Raw genomic sequence first — 15,370 nt, 5'->3', positions numbered from 1 at the left:
AGATATTGACCCAAAAAAGTAAAGGACCCCCAACTCTATAGGCAGTATGAAAAAACAGGAGGATTTCTAATTCAAGCTGCTAGGGAAGTGGGGGTGGACCCTCAGAAAGTTATTTTAATTTCGGGTTTAGAGAGCTCGTTCAAAGAAGATGCTGTATCAGCAACTAAAGCAACCGGCTTAGGCCAATTTGTAGCTGGAACGTTTGCTGAACGAATTGCTAAATCGAGACATCCTGAACTGCGAGCACTAAGAGGTTTATCTAGAGAAGAGCTACTTGAAAAAAGGAAGGATCCAAGAATTGGAGCACTAGCTTTAGCTGAACATATTAAAGATGCAGAAGACCGCGTTAAATCTGCTTTTAAAGCCAATGGTATAAGAGATAACGTAACACTTGCAGATATTTATACAGTCCATAACATTGGTAATCCAAGCATGGCTGTAGCAGCAAGACAAGGTAAAATGGCTTTAGCCGGTGTATCTGTGAAGGCTATGAGAAACAATGCACAACTTTACGAAAATGGAATTAATACGACGGCAAAACAGTATATGGAAACGGTCGATCGAAAGTTTGTTGTTATCGATGCTAAGTTAAGGAACGGAAAGAGAAATTAAATAAAATGCCCTCAAAATTGAGGGCATTTTTTTAGGAAATTCTACATTTAGCAGTTCGTCTTATTTCATCTGACCATTCAAACAATTTCTCTTCAGATAAAGGAAGTTTGCTATTCATAGCAGCCTTGATAAAACACATTGTTCCATGCTCAGGATCATCGGAACTTCTTTCAGCTCTATAGTTATATAGTGAATTTACTAAGGAATTATAATTATTGTGATCAGCTTTTATTTTCCAGTATCCGATAGCAAAAATATCAGAGACGGCTTCACGCCAGAGTTGTGTTTGTTCAGATCTCTCATTAAGCAAATATGATTGCAGATCAGTAACTTTATTAGCTTGGTCGGGAGCGATGGACAGAGTGGACAATGGGTTCAAAGAGTTTTTGTTAGGTAAATCTCTTGACCTATCAAGACAATGAGCAAATTCATGCATCATGATTCCTTGAACCCACAAGTTCTTATCGACAAAAGAAGGTGCAGTATTTAAGACATTTTGGGGTGATAGATTTAAAATGCAATAACCCGATGCTGCTTGCATAGAAGCCGGAGAAGCATTAGGGATATTAAGTGTTGTTAATGCCCAGCTATCATTTATGTCTCCAAGCTCAACCACAGTTTTATAGTTTTTAAAAGCGTAATCTTTTAAGACTTTAAACCCGGTTGCAGAACTTAGAAATTCTTGCCTTTGATCATCAAATTGCTTTTGCGAATAGAGTTTTAACGAATTGCCTACTATGAAAGCAATTAAAGCAATCAGAAGTGTAAAACTAGCCGAGAGAGAACCAGAAATTACGAAACTTTTTAACTTACTTGTAACAGGATGAGGTCCCTTTTTTATTTGGCTATTTATTAAAAAATACAAAGGAATTATCGTCATTATAGAAAGAAGAATTAAGCCAAATACCGGGTAATGCAAGGGTATGATAAAGCCCAAGAGAGGCCATATCATGATAGAAATCACAAATAGAATGAAAAGGACAGGGATAGTCAAATCATTCAAGCTAATTTTGTGATTAGGCATTTTTATATCCTGGTGAACAAGTTTCAAGTGTTGCGGATCCGCATAAAATTATTATAACTAACGACAAACAATGTCGTTGTAATGATTTTAAAGAATTTTTTTAATTTGCTTTTTTTTATGCTCAGCTCTACCATTTATTTTGAATTTGTAACGTTTTCAAAATGGCATGAAAGAACAAATCTTTGCACTCATTGATATTAACAACTGCTATGCTAGTATTGAGAGGTTTTTTAATCCACAACTCATTGATAAACCTATTATAATTTTATCAAATAATGACACAAGTATAGTAGCACGTTCAGACGAGGCTAAATTGCTTGGCATCAGAATGGGTGTACCGGTCTTCAAAATAAAAGATATTATTAAGCGTAATAACGTTGTGATGTTGTCTAGTAATTATACCGTTTATGGTGAAATGAGTAGACGCTTTCATTCTATCATAAATCAATTTGTTACTGATCAAGAAATGGAAGTCTATAGTATAGATGAAGCTTGGCTCTTACTAACTAATTACGAGAGTTTATTTGATCTAACTGAATATGCACATACTATAAAAAAAGAAATCTTTCGATTAATTGGTTTGCCCGTCTCAGTTGGATTGGGTAGATCAAAAACAGAGGCTAAATTAGGTAATTTTCTAGCCAAAAAGATGAAACATTTCAATGGAGTATGCGATTTAGTTAACATGGATCCACTCATAAAAGAAGACATTTTTCAGGATATTCCCTTGAATGAAGTGTGGGGAGTTGGAAGCCAAATAGCAAAGCAATTAAATAATTTTGGGTTTTCTTCAGTTTATGACTTAGCTGTTGCTAATCCAGTATGGATAAAAAAACAATTTAGTGTGGTACTAGCAAGAACAGTAATGGAGCTGCGAGGAATCCCATGTATTGAGATTGAGCATAGTCCACCAAGTCAAAAGCAAATAATATCATCAAAATCTTTTGGTCAGCGTGTCACAGCATTGGAAGACTTACAAGAAGCAATTTCTCGATATACTCAAGATGCGTTTAGAAGGCTTAGAAAAGCTAATTTGCTTTGTGGTTGTATCATTGTATTCGCACACTCTAATCCATTTGATAATAAAAGAAAGTACTACTATAAGAGCTCTACAAGTGGTTTTGTTGTTCCTACTGATAATGTTTTAACTTTGGTTGAAGCTGCGGTAAAGCTAATCGAGAAAGTGTATACAGAAGGGATAGAATATAAAAAGTGCGGGCTTATATTAACCGGGCTGGAACCAAAGTCACTTTTCACATATGACTTATTAACAGATATGGATGATATAGCAAAACAAGAAAATCTCATGTTAGCGTTCGAGTCGATCACTAATAAATTTGGTAAAAAAAAGCTTGCAGTTGGTACATGTATGTTCCCGGATCGGAAATGGACCATGTGCCGTAATAGCCTAAGCCAAAATTATTTTTCATGGGATGAATTATTAAAAATTAATAATTAAAAAATGGAACCAGGATAATTTAAATAGTTTTCGTATTCGTTCCAATTTGATAGTACGGGGTACTCTATTTTGCGTTCATTTGCCGTTTAAAGCACGAATACTCTTAGTAAGCTGTGTTTCATACAGAATACAAAAAAATGCATATACGTGAAACTATGAAGTTAGGAAGGGTGTTGAAAATTAAAGTTGTAAAAATAAATGTTGATTTTTTCCACTGTACGTACAATATATTGTGTTTTTAATCATCTTCTCCTTTATACATACACTAGATATATGGTTCAAACAACAATGAAGTCAATTTGGCATATGATATTGCTTTTTCTGGCAATAATAGCATTAGTAACATCTTCAATTTTTATTGTCATTTTAAATTTTTATATACAGTCAACTAATACTTTTATTTGGCTAAACTTTATAGTCATTGCTATTTCACTGATTTATATATTGTCTTTTATCTGGAATACTTTTTCTGAATTACTGAAAGAAAATGATTTTAAAATAATTTATGTCGGGCTTACTTTATTGTTATTTATGTCGGTATTAGCATCAGGCACGTATCTTCATTTGTATACTTTACGTGATCAACAGAATTTTACCAAATTAAATAATGAAGACGCTAAAAGTAAAGAATTTGGAATTATTCAAAAAATTGGCCGTGACAATGATGTGTATATAAAACTTGGAAATACAAGAACAAGTTGGGCACTAACAAGATTAGCACCTATACCCGACTCTTCAGGTGCTTCAATGTACTTAATGAACGGATACTGTTCTTTGAATTATTCTGATGTTTCTAGTCAATATATGAAAAAAGAAATGATAAAGAATATATCAAATAAAAGGCTCTTAAATGAGAACTTAGATATTCCTAAGTTGTCAATAATGATGCATGAGTTTGCACACTGTATTGATATTAAAAGAGATTATTTAACATTTAATATCAATGCAGATAATTCAAATAAGACAACAATTTTAGGTACAAATGCTATTACACCAAAATTTAGATCACACGTTAAAGATTTAATCACTTATCAAGAGTTTGGGAGTGCTTCTACATTGTGGAAAGAGGTTTTTGCTGATCTTTATATGGCAGGTTATCTATATATAAATCATCCCGGCATTGCGGACCAAATTGTACAAAATTGGAGTAAATTAAGGGAAAAAAATGCAGAAGATGATGAAGGTCATTCAACTAGTTGTTGGTTAAATATTGCACAAAAATTACCAAAACCTAAGACGAACAAAGAATTAATTACATGGTCTGACAATATTAGGTCCACCAGCAAATGTAAAAGTGATTTTTATAAGTCTTAATAAGAATTTAAAGCTAAACGTACTATAATTCTGTAATAAAATGCCAAGAAAGTTTTAATAACTATTCTTGGCATTTTTTTATAAAACAATTGTTTATGGTATTAAGTGGCTTTTATCCTGGAGCTGCTGAAGCAGAATGGCCGTGGAATATTATGCAACTTTTATTTAGATTCATTTAGTGTGATTTGTTTAGGGATTTGCATTATTGACTCCTGAAGCCGTGAGGCTCAAAAATGTGTTTTGGTTATTTGCTTGAAGTAAAAAATGGAGGCGCAAAAGGAGCATATTTGTATGATGTACTAGGATCGCACGGAACAAAATACACTTCTCTTTCTAGAAATTTATGAGCTCTTAAAGCTGGATCCTTAACAATTAATCCATAAATAACAAGTAAAATAATTAAAGGAATTATATTGTTAATCATGTAGCTAAGTGTGGAGCCCATAATTGCAAATAAAAGAAATAACAAAAATTTCATAAACTTATTTTCAATCATTTTATTCTCCAATAGGTACAACACATACATGAAGTACCGTGTTGGCAAAGTCTAAACAATTATCAAATTATTGTTGCTCGATGATAATTGATCTACCTGTTTGTGTTCCAAAGTAACCTACTACTTTCCATCCCAAATCATAAATTTGTTGGATAGTTAAACGATCTTTTTGGCTAATGGCAGGGCACATATATGTTGAGTTATCACGGGAATAACATTCGCCTCCTTTTTTTTGAGCAAAAGCAGCATTTGAAGCAGCAAGTGTTAAACCCAAAGTTAAAGATAAAAAGATTTTTTTCATAATGGTTTCCTTGTAATGAGTGGGATTTTTTAAATCAAGTGTATGTTTAGATCATATGATAACCATATATAAAAAAAAAGTTAAGTTTAAAAATTCAACATTTTTAGTGAATGATTTATTTAAAGATGAATACGCAGAGTGATGCACTAGAATAAGGTTACTAAGGCTAGAGTTGAAAAATGTAATTTGTGATAAAAAATAAATTTAAAATTGTGGATAACTAAAATATTTTGTGCTATAAAATACGAAAAGTTGTAGCACTTTGATGATTTTTTTTGATTAGAAAAATGCTATGCTTAAAAAGACGAAAGACCGAACGCGCCAACGTTCAGTCTCTCTGGTTGTTGTCAAGATCCTTCGCCGGGCATACTTAACAACGGTTATTTGTATAACGTAGATTCATAGTACATCTACTTCATATCTTTTGCAACCCTTTTATATGCGAAAGATCATTATAATAACCAAGAAAAGTGTGTCCAAATTGTACAATGGGCATACTTATGACTGTAAACTCTGTTAATTTAAATTCTAAAAAAGACTTTATAATCAATAGATTATATGAAAACCTACCAAAAAAACCTTACTGTACCAGTGACTTCTTCGGATTAAAGATTCGTGACAAGAAACAAGCTATACGTCACTCACATATACAAATTAATCATCCGAATTTTAAAAGATATATAGTTATTGATGCTGATTATCCAGGCGCAGCAACAGCTTGGCGGTATGATTTTGATGACAATATTCCAGTACCAAATTTAATTGTAGTTAATCCAGAAAATACTCATTGCCATTTTTACTATGAACTTGAAGCTCCAGTAAGTTTTACTGAAAGTTCCAGCAAGAGAGCTCAAGAATTTTATAATTCAGTTTCTAAAAAGCTCACTGAAGTATTAAAAGGTGACAGCAAGTACGTGGGACTAATAGCAAAGAATCCTGCACATGAAAAATGGATTGTAGAAGTACCACGATTAGAAAAGTATTCATTGCATGAACTTGTTGAACATTTAGAACTTAAGCCACATGAATACAGAAATATAAATTCAGAAAAACCCGGTATAGAGAAATTTGTAATTAACGGCCGAAATGATCATCTATTTAACGAAATACGGCATCAAGCATATATCGACATTAGAAGTTATAGAAGTAAAACATTTGTTGAGTGGTTTGATCATGTAAAAAGCTTATTAATAAATGCAAATAAGAATTTTAGCGTTCCGCTACCATATTCAGAAGTTTGTGCTACAGCAAAATCAATCGCAAAATATTGTTGGAAAAAAGATAGCTACTGCTTTCAAGAGTTTTGTGAAAGGCAACATATTAAAGCAAAAAAAGGTGGACGTGCAAAATCCGATAAATATGTTGAAATGAGGCGCACGGCTGCGCGTTTATTGCGTTCTGGTAAAACTAAAACCTATATATCAGAATTACTTCAAGTATCGTACAGAAGCGTTCTGCGTTGGCTTCAAGGCATAAAAGTACAAGCTGCTATAATGCATTTATCAGAATTAAAAAAGATATGTGACAATGCCCAAAATCAGATATTAGCCTGTTTCATTGCTTCTCTAATCGTTATTATTTTAGATGAGCACATTTATGATCTTAATGAATCTGAAGAATTAAAAATTACCATCAAATTCAAATTAAAAGTTCCAATTCAATAATTGCAGCACTTTGATTGATTTTTTTTAGTATAGTATGTTCATTGCTTACGATGTTTTACGGTGTACTATAGATGGAAAATCTTTATTTTTTTAACGAGAGAAATAAATATCTTAAAGATATCAAATATTTAATATTTTTACTTCTACAAAATTCTATTGAAGATGCCTCTATTGAGCATCAAAAATTGATATCTATGTCAGTAAGGATATTAAATAACGGTGTCCTATATAAGATGGACTTTTCTAGTCTAATTTCTTTTAAAAATGAACTTATAAATCTAAATAAGGAACTAAATAATGGTAACAAATAATTTTGAAAATTCTCTAAATTCTAGTTTGAATTCGGAAGAAAACATTAATCAACAATTTACTCAATTTGTAGATAAGTATTTTAGTTTTTCTAAAGCTTTAGCTGTTAGTCAAGAAACTCCAACAGCTATATTAACTGTGGGTACTCATGATTCAGGTAAAGACGTAATCGTTGCACAAGCACAAGATGAATTAAATAAAAAAGGTGGTTCAATTTTAATTGACCAATCAATTTTTAAAGTTGCGGATCCGCAACAAGATAAAGACCATTCAATTCATCAATTGATTTCTACTATTAGTAATGAAAAATATAATTTGCTTTTAAATCATGAATTTAAAAATGAAAATGTTTTAAATGATATTACTGAATCGCTTAAGAGTAAAAATTATACGATTGAAATCAGAGCAGTTTCTTCATTCCCCCCTAATGAAAACTCTTTAGATAAAAATACACATCCTGAAACTTTAAGAGCAATAGAAGAATTAGAAAATTCAAAAGCTGTGGATAGTTTTAAAGTTTATGATCGTGTTGGTAAAGAAATTTACTCAAACATGCGTAATGATGAAGGGGTATGGAACCAAAAAAAAGCTGGTTTAAATATCTATAATCAAGAAACGAATAAAACTTTATCTAAAACGGAGGCTGATTATAATTTGCTGACGCAACAACAATTAAAAGAAATTGAAAATGCTCATCTAACAATTAATCCACGCGAAAACCAAAATAAAAATATAAACGGGAAATCAGAAAAGAACTTAGAAATAAATTTAGACCCACCAAAGATTATTAAAGATCCTGGTGCATTTAGAGATGTAGTACATGGTATCGTGACGGATGAGTCTGAAAAGGATTTTACACTCAAAATCAATAACTTGGTTGGAATAAAATACAGTAAAGATCAATTAAAGGATCAACTCGAAAAAGACAATAACTTTTATCGTGGACGAGAGTTATTTATTAATCATGCTGGGGATTTACCGCAATTAATGAATGAAAAGGAAATACAAGATTTTCATATTACTCAAGAACAAAGCTTACAACATGATGTTGGCGTAGAACTAGACAGATAATTTGGAGTTACTAATATGAAACTATTATTTGGTGAAGATGTAATTAGTAGTGATTTTGAAGGACTACAATCATTATTAAAACAATACTATGAGAAGCGGAAACGTCCACTTTGTTTATGTACTAATAATGGTGTTGAAATGTACATAGCAAAAATAAATGAAAGTTATATTCTAAAAAGAATGCCTAAAACAGGTGGAAGACATTCACCAGTCTGTTTAAGTTTTGAGCCTCCTGAAGAACTTTCCGGGCTTGGAGAGGTACAAGGACAGGCAATACAAGAAAATCCTGAAGATGGTACTACAAATTTAAAATTAGATTTCAGTTTAACTAAAATGCCAGGTAAAGCTCCGCCAGCCCCTTCTGGAGCAGATAGTGACTCGGTAAGAACTGATGGAAAAAAACTTACATTACGTGGATTACTTCATTATCTTTTTGAAGAAGCTAAGTTAAATTATTTCAATCCAGACATTCCGAAGAGAAATTGGTATACAGTAAGAAAAGCACTGCTTAATGCTAGTGATTCTAAAATCGCCAAAAGAGCTTCATTAACCGATAATCTCTATATTCCTGAAACATATAATGATCAGAAGAAAAAAGAAATAATAGCAAGAAGAAATGAAAAAATGGCCCATATGAATACGGGCAAAGCATCACAAAACCTCATGATTTTAATAGGAATAGTTAAAGAAATTTCAGAAGCCAGATATGATTTCAAAATGGTTATAAAGCATTGTCCAGATTTCCATTTTTTTATGAATAAGGATCTACATAAAAGAATATTTAAACGGTTCCAAGAGGACTTAGAGCTTTGGGGTGCTCACGAAAACTCTCAATTAATTACTATCTCAACTTTTACTAGAGGAATTTCTGGTGTAGCTAATTTAGAAGAAGTTAGTTTAATTGTTGTAAATGAACAGTGGATTCCTTATGAGAATATGTATGAATATGATCTTATAAATGAAATGATCAGAGAAAATAGACCTTTTATTAAAGGGTTGCGTTACAATCTGGATAGAAAAAAACCGTTGTCGAGTTTAGTGGCTCTTGATACTTTGCCTGTTCCTACGGCAATGTATATCATTCCGGCAGCACAATCTCACACGTATAAAGAAAGTGTAGTTAATTTGATTGAAGCTAGTGAATATGAAGGTTGGATATGGGAGGCTGAAATGGCGATGCCTGATCTTCCAAAACTTGGATTATTAACTACAGATTCAGAAATTTTAGAGGACAATTTAAAACCAAATGAGCAGTTATTCGATACAAATCGGACAAGTTAAGGGTTTATATGATGTATTTCTCGAAACTTGTGTACCAAAAAATTCTCCCCAATATCCAGAGCTTCAGAAAATCGGTGATGATTTTCTAAATAAAGTCGTGATGGAGGACCCTGATTATCATAATAGTCAGGTCTTCACTATTTTGAGTCAAGTAGCTGTTCCCGAAATTCAAAATAGACTTAAACGTCTTGAGTCCAAAGCAAAAAATAAAGATTTTGAAAAAAATTATTTTGATTGGAATTATATTGAGAGAGGGGTTGTTCAAGAAAGAAAGGACTTTATTAATGCTATCCATCTAAAGCAAATATATGAAAAAACAAAAAAACTTTATGAAGCTCAGAACGGTGAAGAGCTTACAAGTAGTATATATGCAGATCTCTTGAATGCGAATCCTCAAAATCTCAGAAGAATGCTTACACATAAAAGAGAAATTGATACTCGTCTATTAGAAGAGGCAAAAAAGTGTCTTGAAAAACTTTCTACTAAATAATTTTTTTTGGTATGATTTACTCGTATGATTTAGATTAGAAATATCATGGTTGATGAAACTCGTTACATTCCGGTTAAAGTTTTAAGACAGGGCAATATTTATTATTTAAATTGCGAAGCGTTTGATATTGTAGAAAAATCAAGCAATTTACTACATTGTATTGAACAAATGAAAAACAGGATTATCGAAAAAGTGGTCGCTCTGCACCATGCTGGAGAAAAATTACCAGTATTTGATCTTTACAAAAGTTTAAAAGGTGGCGGGATTTTATTAGAAATTCCGAGTAGTTGCTTTGATGATACATTAGAAAGAGTTACTTTAACTTTACCTAAGAGTGTTATTACTGGAATTGATGCCGTTTCCCCAAATAGAAGCGCAAAGTTTACACAATTGGCTAAAGAATTTATTGACGGAGATAATAAGTAAAAGTAGCTGTTGCGGATCCGCAACAGTTATTTTTTTTGTTTAAATATACAGAACCGTCTGTTAGTATAGCTAAATAATAAACAATTTGTTTTGAGTATGTTTTAGTGGTATAATCTACGCAATTAATGAGCAGAAATGCTTAAGGAGTACAAGATGGTAGAAACCATTCAATTTCTAGCTTTCCCAGATAATATCCTAAATTTTAAAAGTCACTTAGACTTTGAAACCCTCATTCTTAATTTACCTGAAAAAATAGTTCAGGACTTAGATCAGAGTATTGCGAAGCTGAAAAGCATGGAATCCTGTTTCTTCACTACTTATCGTATACCTGAAATCAATTTACATAACTTCATTCATTTACGCCTTCTAAACTTCAAAGGTCCTATTGATTTAGAAGATGTCAAAATTTTAGTTAATTCAAAAGGAGTATATGCAGAAATAATTGCTAGTGTAGAAGGTAAGTTTAATTACTGGTTCGTTGAGTTAAAGCTATTTAACACAGAGGTGGACCATGAAAATGACTGTTAAGCATATATTGAAATTTAATTGTATTCCAAAGAAACGGATAAAAAATCATAGGGTTTTTTATTACATAGACTTTGGCTATAAGAAAATCCGAATTAGCCAGTCCTACTACAATTTGATTTTAAACTTCAGCAAAAACAAACAATCCTTGAATTGAATTTAAAAGGGTAACTGATGAGCTCAAAAACAGACACTATTAACAAATCTAAAGTTATAAATTTCTACCTTAGTCGTTATTTAGAGGGTGGCTTTAATAAGATTTTTTCGGATATCGAAGCGACCAAGAAGAAGCAAGTAAATTTAATACTACTTTGTTTACTAGTAATTTTAGCAGCATATGCTGGGTATTCTGGATTAACGAGTGATAACTCCACGTTAGGATATTACTTTCTTACAGCAATATTTGCTCTTTCTACAGTTATCTTAAAGCTTTGGTCAAATAGTTGGTCTATCCGAACAAAACTAAACAATTTCAAGGTGTTGGAAGATAACTTAAATGTTATTGAGCATTTCCTTTTTAATGAAATGAATTGCATTAAATCAAAAACTTTGATCGGTTGCTCACTAGATCCTAATTCTTCAAATGAAAGTGTTTTTATACTTTCAGCTAATGAAGAAAATAAGTTCTATGCATCTATTTACAATTCAAAAATTATAGATAAGAAACCTCATCTTACCGAAGTGATTTTATCAGAGTCGCAGCAATCATCGTTTTTTAAATGTTTAGAAGATTCAAACTTGATGACCGAGATAAATGAGGTCTGGAGCTGAAGGCTATGACTAATAAAGGCTTGTTTGAACAATATTTTTCAACCTTAGATTTTACTGAAGATCAAGATGGTAATTACCTTAATGAGGATACGAAAACTACTTGGCAAGTATTTCAAAAACTGCAACAAGATTTTCTATTTATCAAAAGAGACAATCTGCCTAAGCCATTATTAGAACATTTTCAGGCTATGAGTTAATAGTTTAAAGGATAAAAAAGAAATGAAAATTATAGCTTTACTTGCACCATTAGTAATTTTACTAGCTCTCATATTTTTAGGGAGTAAGCAACTAATTAAACAAGCTTGTGAAAGCGGAAATACCTATGTTGGCGAAACAACTTGTGAAGAAAATGGGTGTTAAAAAAAGATCATTAATTTCAAGTAATTGATTTAGTACAGATGAGGGTGAGGAAAAAGTTATGAACGGTGAATTAATACAGTTTCCTAAGACATGCTCGATTTGTGATCAATATTCACAAAGTTTTCAGGAAATTGAGCAAGATGAAAATTGTTTTAATAAAGAATATATATGCCAGGATTGCATTGATCTAACTAACGGAATAGATATTCTTGAAAAACAAATGCTTGAAGATCATCATAAAACAAAAAAACTATATATTGTTAGCGGAAACTGACCTTATGAAAGTAGCTGGAATAAAGATATTTTTAGGTAGCTTATTGTTAGTAAGTAACATTGCTAACGCTGACTTTGTTGCAAGAGTAATTGGTGTGACTGATGGAGATACAATAACAGTTTTAGACAGATCAAATAATCAAATAAAGGTGCGTCTAGCAGATATTGATGCACCAGAAAAAAGCCAGCCATTTGGAGCAAAGGCTAAGCAAGCTTTATCAGATTTAACTTTTAATAGAAATGTTTATATCCAGGAAAAAGGATATGACAAGTATCATCGATTGATAGGAACTGTTCTAGTAGGTGTGGATCCTATTAATAGGATAATGGTTAAAAATGGTATGGCATGGGCCTTTCGTGAATATTTAGATGATCCAATAATGTTGGATCTAGAGTCATACGCACGAAAAAATAAAATTGGTCTTTGGCAAGATGCTAAGCCGGTATATCCGAGTATGTGGCGAAAGAATCAATCACAGTAGTTATTAGTAGAGAAAGAATGTTGCGGATCCGCAACAAGTAATTAATGTTTAATAAAGAGGTGAATATGTCGCAAATTAGTGAATTATCAATTGAAGAGTTAAAAGATCTTCAGCTTGAAGCAGCCAAATTAATTGAAATCAAAGAAGAACAAGCCATTGAGGATGCTTATTTTAAAATAATTTCAATTGCAGAAAGCGTAGGATATTCAGTAGAGGATCTTTTGAAAGTAGGCGCAGCGAGCTCTAAAAAGAAAGCTCGTAAATCTGTAAAACCGCGCTATCGTAGTAAAGCAAACGAACAAGATACTTGGACTGGACGCGGTAAACAACCACGTTGGTTAGTAGCCGAAATTGAAAAAGGTGCGAAACTTGAAGATTTACGTATCAACTAAAAGGATCAAAATATGGAAAATATAATGATTGTAGATGTTGGTTGTACATTTTGGACACTTGAAAAAATCTTCCAAAATGCTCATCAAAATAAGGGTTTTGTGGTTTTACCAGCTAAGGATATTAAACCATTAAGTACAGTTAGAAAATTTGGCCAAAGTGGTTATCTGGCAGAACAAAATATGTCTGACATTAAATCCTAAAAACTAAGGAGGAATTAAATAAAAGTCTTTTTTTCTAATTCCTCTAATTGTAAAAAGAGAAATTTGAATGAATATTAAAAATCAAAATAAACACTCAACCAAAGAAAAAATTACACCAGAAATAAAATTGTTCGGTCGCTATTCTATTAGTCCGATCAATCTAATACTACAGATTGTTTGGCTAATCGCATGGGTGTGGAAGGTAATTCAAGATTTACAAACTTTACACTCTTATGAAAACCCTCTATTAGTGTATTCCATAGGTATGATTTTCTGGATTTTCGTTCTATATCTTGGCATCTACGTTATGACTGTTGTTTCAAATAAGCTTAATAAATTAATTTATATGAGGCAAATATCATGATTGATATTACAAGTAAAATTCTTGATTTAAAATTATTTGAAGCAGAAGTGATCGACATTGATGAAACTAATCATTGGGAAAATAGTGATCAAATTACTCTGCGACAAAGTGAAGGTGCCTTGATTGTTTTAAGAATAAATTATGAGTCTGAAAAGAAAGAATCATATAGTGTCAGTCTAGAGGTTGATGAGCTTGATTCTTATGGTGAATGTTATCTAAATGATTCTATTTGGACGTTGTATGGCTGTGAAAAAGATATTCTTGAAAGAATTGTAAAACAGGATTGGAGCCTTAAGAATTTAGGTTCTTATAACCATTATTTTAAATAGAGATTTAGAGAATATGAATCAAGATTACATTGCTTTCGATCAACTCTTTCAATGAATTTAAATGGTAGAGAAGTTCAATTTCTATTAAATCCATTAGATGAAAAATATGTAGAGGATCCAGCAATATTTGCTGACTATAGTTATATAAAAGCAGGTATGCTACCTCCAGAAGAATTTGAAATAAGACATGCTCTCAAAATGATGATATTAAATGAGAATATGCTTTCAAGATTTAGCCCATTGAAAAAAATCTTCTATAAAAAAGATTTTCAGGATGTGAAAATAGCGGCTAAATACTGGAGAGAAGTGCTTTTAAATTTGATGAATAAATCCCCTCAACATAAGGCAGCAATTAAACGTATCGCATCAACAATCACTGGTGATGGAATAGAGCGGTTAAAGCCATTTTTAAAATAACTTAATTAGTCTAGATATGAGAAGCTTAATTTGAAAGAAAGTAAATGATCAAGTAAAGCTCTTCATAGGATCTTTAAAAACATATTTGAATTGAGCAGAAATGCTTAAGGAGCCATAAATGGAAGATATGCAAACTATCATAGATAAAATTAGTAAATGCCTAGCATTATCAAAAAGTGCCAATGAACATGAGGCAGCCATTGCACTTAGACAAGCTCAGGCATTGATGCAAAAATATAAAATCAGTGAAAAACAAATACTAATTAGTGATATTAAAGAACGAATTATCCAGACAAAAACTCAAAGAACAAAAGATATTGAAAGACGACTTAAAGTAATGATCGCAAATGTCTTTGAATGTGGGAGTTACTCTGGTTGGTACACTTTAGAAGGGACGAGATATCAACAACATGTTTTTTATGGAGTTGAACCAAATGCGTCCATTGCAGCATACGCATATTCTGTATTACTTCCTATCTTGATTAAAAACAAACAAAGTTATTTAGCCACTTTACATGGAAATACCAAGCTGAAATCTAAAAGGCGTTTGGGCATAAGCTATCATAGGGGATGGATTCAAGGAGTAGAAAAAAAGTGTAAAAACTTAAATCCAGATAAAGAGCTAAGGGAAAAACTGAACGAATATGAAAAAACACTTAATCTTGTATATTGCGAAGTTAAAAGTGTTAAACATTATAATAAAGATATGCTTTATCAAGCACGAGTAAAAGGGTATTCGGACGGGAGTAAGGTGAACTTACATCATGCTATTGATCCTAATGAAACGAAAAAGATTTTCTTGAGCTGAT

General features: G+C 32.0%; 22 protein-coding genes. 19 read left to right on the top strand and 3 right to left on the bottom strand.

The genetic code is table 11. The features are described from left to right. Positions 1–69 precede the first annotated feature (69 nt). Positions 70–612: a transglycosylase SLT domain-containing protein gene (locus tag EGS71_RS00530; protein ID WP_071708516.1), complete on the top strand. Its 543-nt coding sequence runs from the start codon at positions 70–72 to the stop codon at positions 610–612. Positions 613–643: 31 nt separating this feature from the next. Here EGS71_RS00530 and EGS71_RS00525 read toward each other — a convergent pair whose 3' ends face one another. Beyond that, a complete protein-coding gene (locus tag EGS71_RS00525; protein ID WP_001132594.1) occupies positions 644–1,636 on the bottom strand; it encodes a hypothetical protein in 993 nt (330 codons plus the stop codon). A gap of 166 nt (positions 1,637–1,802) precedes the next feature. Between EGS71_RS00525 and EGS71_RS00520 the strand changes: the two genes are divergently transcribed. Then, positions 1,803–3,095 (top strand): Y-family DNA polymerase, encoded by a 1,293-nt coding sequence (locus EGS71_RS00520; RefSeq protein ID WP_000662932.1) that lies wholly within the window; start codon positions 1,803–1,805, stop codon positions 3,093–3,095. Positions 3,096–3,383: 288 nt separating this feature from the next. Continuing rightward, on the top strand, positions 3,384–4,409 hold the full coding sequence (locus EGS71_RS00515; protein WP_000836552.1) for a hypothetical protein: 1,026 nt from the start codon (positions 3,384–3,386) through the stop codon (positions 4,407–4,409). Between the two features lie 244 nt (positions 4,410–4,653). On the opposite strand, the gene EGS71_RS00510 is transcribed toward EGS71_RS00515, so the two are convergent. Together EGS71_RS00510 and EGS71_RS00505 are read right to left on the bottom strand one after the other, a co-directional pair. After that, the gene (locus EGS71_RS00510) at positions 4,654–4,905 is read right to left on the bottom strand and encodes a hypothetical protein (protein ID WP_000572025.1); all 252 of its coding nucleotides are present in this window, start codon (positions 4,903–4,905) and stop codon (positions 4,654–4,656) included. Positions 4,906–4,972: 67 nt separating this feature from the next. Further along, entirely contained in the window at positions 4,973–5,206 is a 234-nt protein-coding gene (locus EGS71_RS00505; RefSeq protein ID WP_000719146.1) for a hypothetical protein, read from the bottom strand. 500 nt (positions 5,207–5,706) lie between these two features. Here EGS71_RS00505 and EGS71_RS00500 point away from each other — a divergent pair, with 500 nt between their 5' ends. From EGS71_RS00500 to EGS71_RS00420, 16 genes are all read left to right on the top strand, one after another. Next, positions 5,707–6,870: a replication initiation protein gene (locus EGS71_RS00500; protein ID WP_000217890.1), complete on the top strand. Its 1,164-nt coding sequence runs from the start codon at positions 5,707–5,709 to the stop codon at positions 6,868–6,870. Between the two features lie 297 nt (positions 6,871–7,167). Then, positions 7,168–8,250, top strand: a complete 1,083-nt coding sequence (locus EGS71_RS00490) for a zeta toxin family protein (protein ID WP_000258411.1) — start codon at positions 7,168–7,170, stop codon at positions 8,248–8,250. 15 nt (positions 8,251–8,265) lie between these two features. Then, positions 8,266–9,531: a DUF1173 domain-containing protein gene (locus EGS71_RS00485; RefSeq protein ID WP_000770546.1), complete on the top strand. Its 1,266-nt coding sequence runs from the start codon at positions 8,266–8,268 to the stop codon at positions 9,529–9,531. Beyond that, entirely contained in the window at positions 9,497–10,021 is a 525-nt protein-coding gene (locus tag EGS71_RS00480) for a hypothetical protein (RefSeq protein WP_000100569.1), read from the top strand. Before EGS71_RS00485 ends, EGS71_RS00480 begins: the two co-directional genes overlap by 35 nt. A gap of 45 nt (positions 10,022–10,066) precedes the next feature. Continuing rightward, entirely contained in the window at positions 10,067–10,447 is a 381-nt protein-coding gene (locus EGS71_RS00475; protein WP_000227379.1) for a hypothetical protein, read from the top strand. Between the two features lie 153 nt (positions 10,448–10,600). Next, on the top strand, positions 10,601–10,975 hold the full coding sequence (locus EGS71_RS00470) for a hypothetical protein (protein WP_000230431.1): 375 nt from the start codon (positions 10,601–10,603) through the stop codon (positions 10,973–10,975). Positions 10,976–11,146: 171 nt separating this feature from the next. Next, entirely contained in the window at positions 11,147–11,743 is a 597-nt protein-coding gene (locus EGS71_RS00465) for a hypothetical protein (protein ID WP_000095825.1), read from the top strand. A gap of 5 nt (positions 11,744–11,748) precedes the next feature. Further along, positions 11,749–11,940 carry a hypothetical protein gene (locus EGS71_RS00460; protein ID WP_000182323.1) on the top strand — a complete coding sequence of 64 codons (192 nt, stop codon included), beginning with the start codon at positions 11,749–11,751 and terminating at the stop codon, positions 11,938–11,940. 22 nt (positions 11,941–11,962) lie between these two features. Then, positions 11,963–12,103, top strand: a complete 141-nt coding sequence (locus EGS71_RS22400) for a hypothetical protein (protein WP_000691026.1) — start codon at positions 11,963–11,965, stop codon at positions 12,101–12,103. 58 nt (positions 12,104–12,161) lie between these two features. Then, positions 12,162–12,377 carry a hypothetical protein gene (locus EGS71_RS00455; RefSeq protein WP_001012847.1) on the top strand — a complete coding sequence of 72 codons (216 nt, stop codon included), beginning with the start codon at positions 12,162–12,164 and terminating at the stop codon, positions 12,375–12,377. Positions 12,378–12,381: 4 nt separating this feature from the next. Next, positions 12,382–12,858: a thermonuclease family protein gene (locus EGS71_RS00450; RefSeq protein WP_000861205.1), complete on the top strand. Its 477-nt coding sequence runs from the start codon at positions 12,382–12,384 to the stop codon at positions 12,856–12,858. Between the two features lie 65 nt (positions 12,859–12,923). Next, positions 12,924–13,250, top strand: a complete 327-nt coding sequence (locus EGS71_RS00445) for an H-NS family nucleoid-associated regulatory protein (protein WP_000078385.1) — start codon at positions 12,924–12,926, stop codon at positions 13,248–13,250. Positions 13,251–13,262: 12 nt separating this feature from the next. Beyond that, positions 13,263–13,451 carry a hypothetical protein gene (locus EGS71_RS00440; protein ID WP_000427815.1) on the top strand — a complete coding sequence of 63 codons (189 nt, stop codon included), beginning with the start codon at positions 13,263–13,265 and terminating at the stop codon, positions 13,449–13,451. A gap of 360 nt (positions 13,452–13,811) precedes the next feature. Further along, positions 13,812–14,144, top strand: coding sequence for a hypothetical protein (locus tag EGS71_RS00430; protein ID WP_000565581.1), 333 nt, complete (start codon positions 13,812–13,814; stop codon positions 14,142–14,144). Positions 14,145–14,195: 51 nt separating this feature from the next. Next, on the top strand, positions 14,196–14,561 hold the full coding sequence (locus EGS71_RS00425; protein ID WP_001052478.1) for a hypothetical protein: 366 nt from the start codon (positions 14,196–14,198) through the stop codon (positions 14,559–14,561). Between the two features lie 118 nt (positions 14,562–14,679). Continuing rightward, the gene (locus EGS71_RS00420) at positions 14,680–15,369 is read left to right on the top strand and encodes a DUF2786 domain-containing protein (RefSeq protein ID WP_000389915.1); all 690 of its coding nucleotides are present in this window, start codon (positions 14,680–14,682) and stop codon (positions 15,367–15,369) included. Position 15,370: the final 1 nt, after the last annotated feature.

It is taken from the genome of Acinetobacter sp. FDAARGOS_559 (assembly GCF_003940475.1).
Lineage (GTDB): Bacteria > Pseudomonadota > Gammaproteobacteria > Pseudomonadales > Moraxellaceae > Acinetobacter > Acinetobacter baumannii.
Note: the sequence above shows the minus strand (reverse complement) of the source record. Positions and strands in the feature narration are given on the sequence as shown.

Excerpts from the sequence above, each read along its gene's own strand:
- EGS71_RS00525 (WP_001132594.1), bottom strand. The coding sequence starts at position 1,636 with ATGCCTAATCACAAAATTAGCTTGAATGATTTGACTATCCCTGTCCTT.
- EGS71_RS00520 (WP_000662932.1), top strand. The coding sequence starts at position 1,803 with ATGAAAGAACAAATCTTTGCACTCATTGATATTAACAACTGCTATGCT.
- EGS71_RS00515 (WP_000836552.1), top strand. The coding sequence starts at position 3,384 with ATGAAGTCAATTTGGCATATGATATTGCTTTTTCTGGCAATAATAGCA.
- EGS71_RS00510 (WP_000572025.1), bottom strand. The coding sequence starts at position 4,905 with ATGATTGAAAATAAGTTTATGAAATTTTTGTTATTTCTTTTATTTGCA.
- EGS71_RS00505 (WP_000719146.1), bottom strand. The coding sequence starts at position 5,206 with ATGAAAAAAATCTTTTTATCTTTAACTTTGGGTTTAACACTTGCTGCT.
- EGS71_RS00500 (WP_000217890.1), top strand. The coding sequence starts at position 5,707 with ATGACTGTAAACTCTGTTAATTTAAATTCTAAAAAAGACTTTATAATC.
- EGS71_RS00490 (WP_000258411.1), top strand. The coding sequence starts at position 7,168 with ATGGTAACAAATAATTTTGAAAATTCTCTAAATTCTAGTTTGAATTCG.
- EGS71_RS00485 (WP_000770546.1), top strand. The coding sequence starts at position 8,266 with ATGAAACTATTATTTGGTGAAGATGTAATTAGTAGTGATTTTGAAGGA.
- EGS71_RS00480 (WP_000100569.1), top strand. The coding sequence starts at position 9,497 with ATGAGCAGTTATTCGATACAAATCGGACAAGTTAAGGGTTTATATGAT.
- EGS71_RS00475 (WP_000227379.1), top strand. The coding sequence starts at position 10,067 with ATGGTTGATGAAACTCGTTACATTCCGGTTAAAGTTTTAAGACAGGGC.
- EGS71_RS00470 (WP_000230431.1), top strand. The coding sequence starts at position 10,601 with ATGGTAGAAACCATTCAATTTCTAGCTTTCCCAGATAATATCCTAAAT.
- EGS71_RS00465 (WP_000095825.1), top strand. The coding sequence starts at position 11,147 with ATGAGCTCAAAAACAGACACTATTAACAAATCTAAAGTTATAAATTTC.
- EGS71_RS00460 (WP_000182323.1), top strand. The coding sequence starts at position 11,749 with ATGACTAATAAAGGCTTGTTTGAACAATATTTTTCAACCTTAGATTTT.
- EGS71_RS22400 (WP_000691026.1), top strand. The coding sequence starts at position 11,963 with ATGAAAATTATAGCTTTACTTGCACCATTAGTAATTTTACTAGCTCTC.
- EGS71_RS00455 (WP_001012847.1), top strand. The coding sequence starts at position 12,162 with ATGAACGGTGAATTAATACAGTTTCCTAAGACATGCTCGATTTGTGAT.
- EGS71_RS00450 (WP_000861205.1), top strand. The coding sequence starts at position 12,382 with ATGAAAGTAGCTGGAATAAAGATATTTTTAGGTAGCTTATTGTTAGTA.
- EGS71_RS00445 (WP_000078385.1), top strand. The coding sequence starts at position 12,924 with ATGTCGCAAATTAGTGAATTATCAATTGAAGAGTTAAAAGATCTTCAG.
- EGS71_RS00440 (WP_000427815.1), top strand. The coding sequence starts at position 13,263 with ATGGAAAATATAATGATTGTAGATGTTGGTTGTACATTTTGGACACTT.
- EGS71_RS00430 (WP_000565581.1), top strand. The coding sequence starts at position 13,812 with ATGATTGATATTACAAGTAAAATTCTTGATTTAAAATTATTTGAAGCA.
- EGS71_RS00425 (WP_001052478.1), top strand. The coding sequence starts at position 14,196 with ATGAATTTAAATGGTAGAGAAGTTCAATTTCTATTAAATCCATTAGAT.
- EGS71_RS00420 (WP_000389915.1), top strand. The coding sequence starts at position 14,680 with ATGGAAGATATGCAAACTATCATAGATAAAATTAGTAAATGCCTAGCA.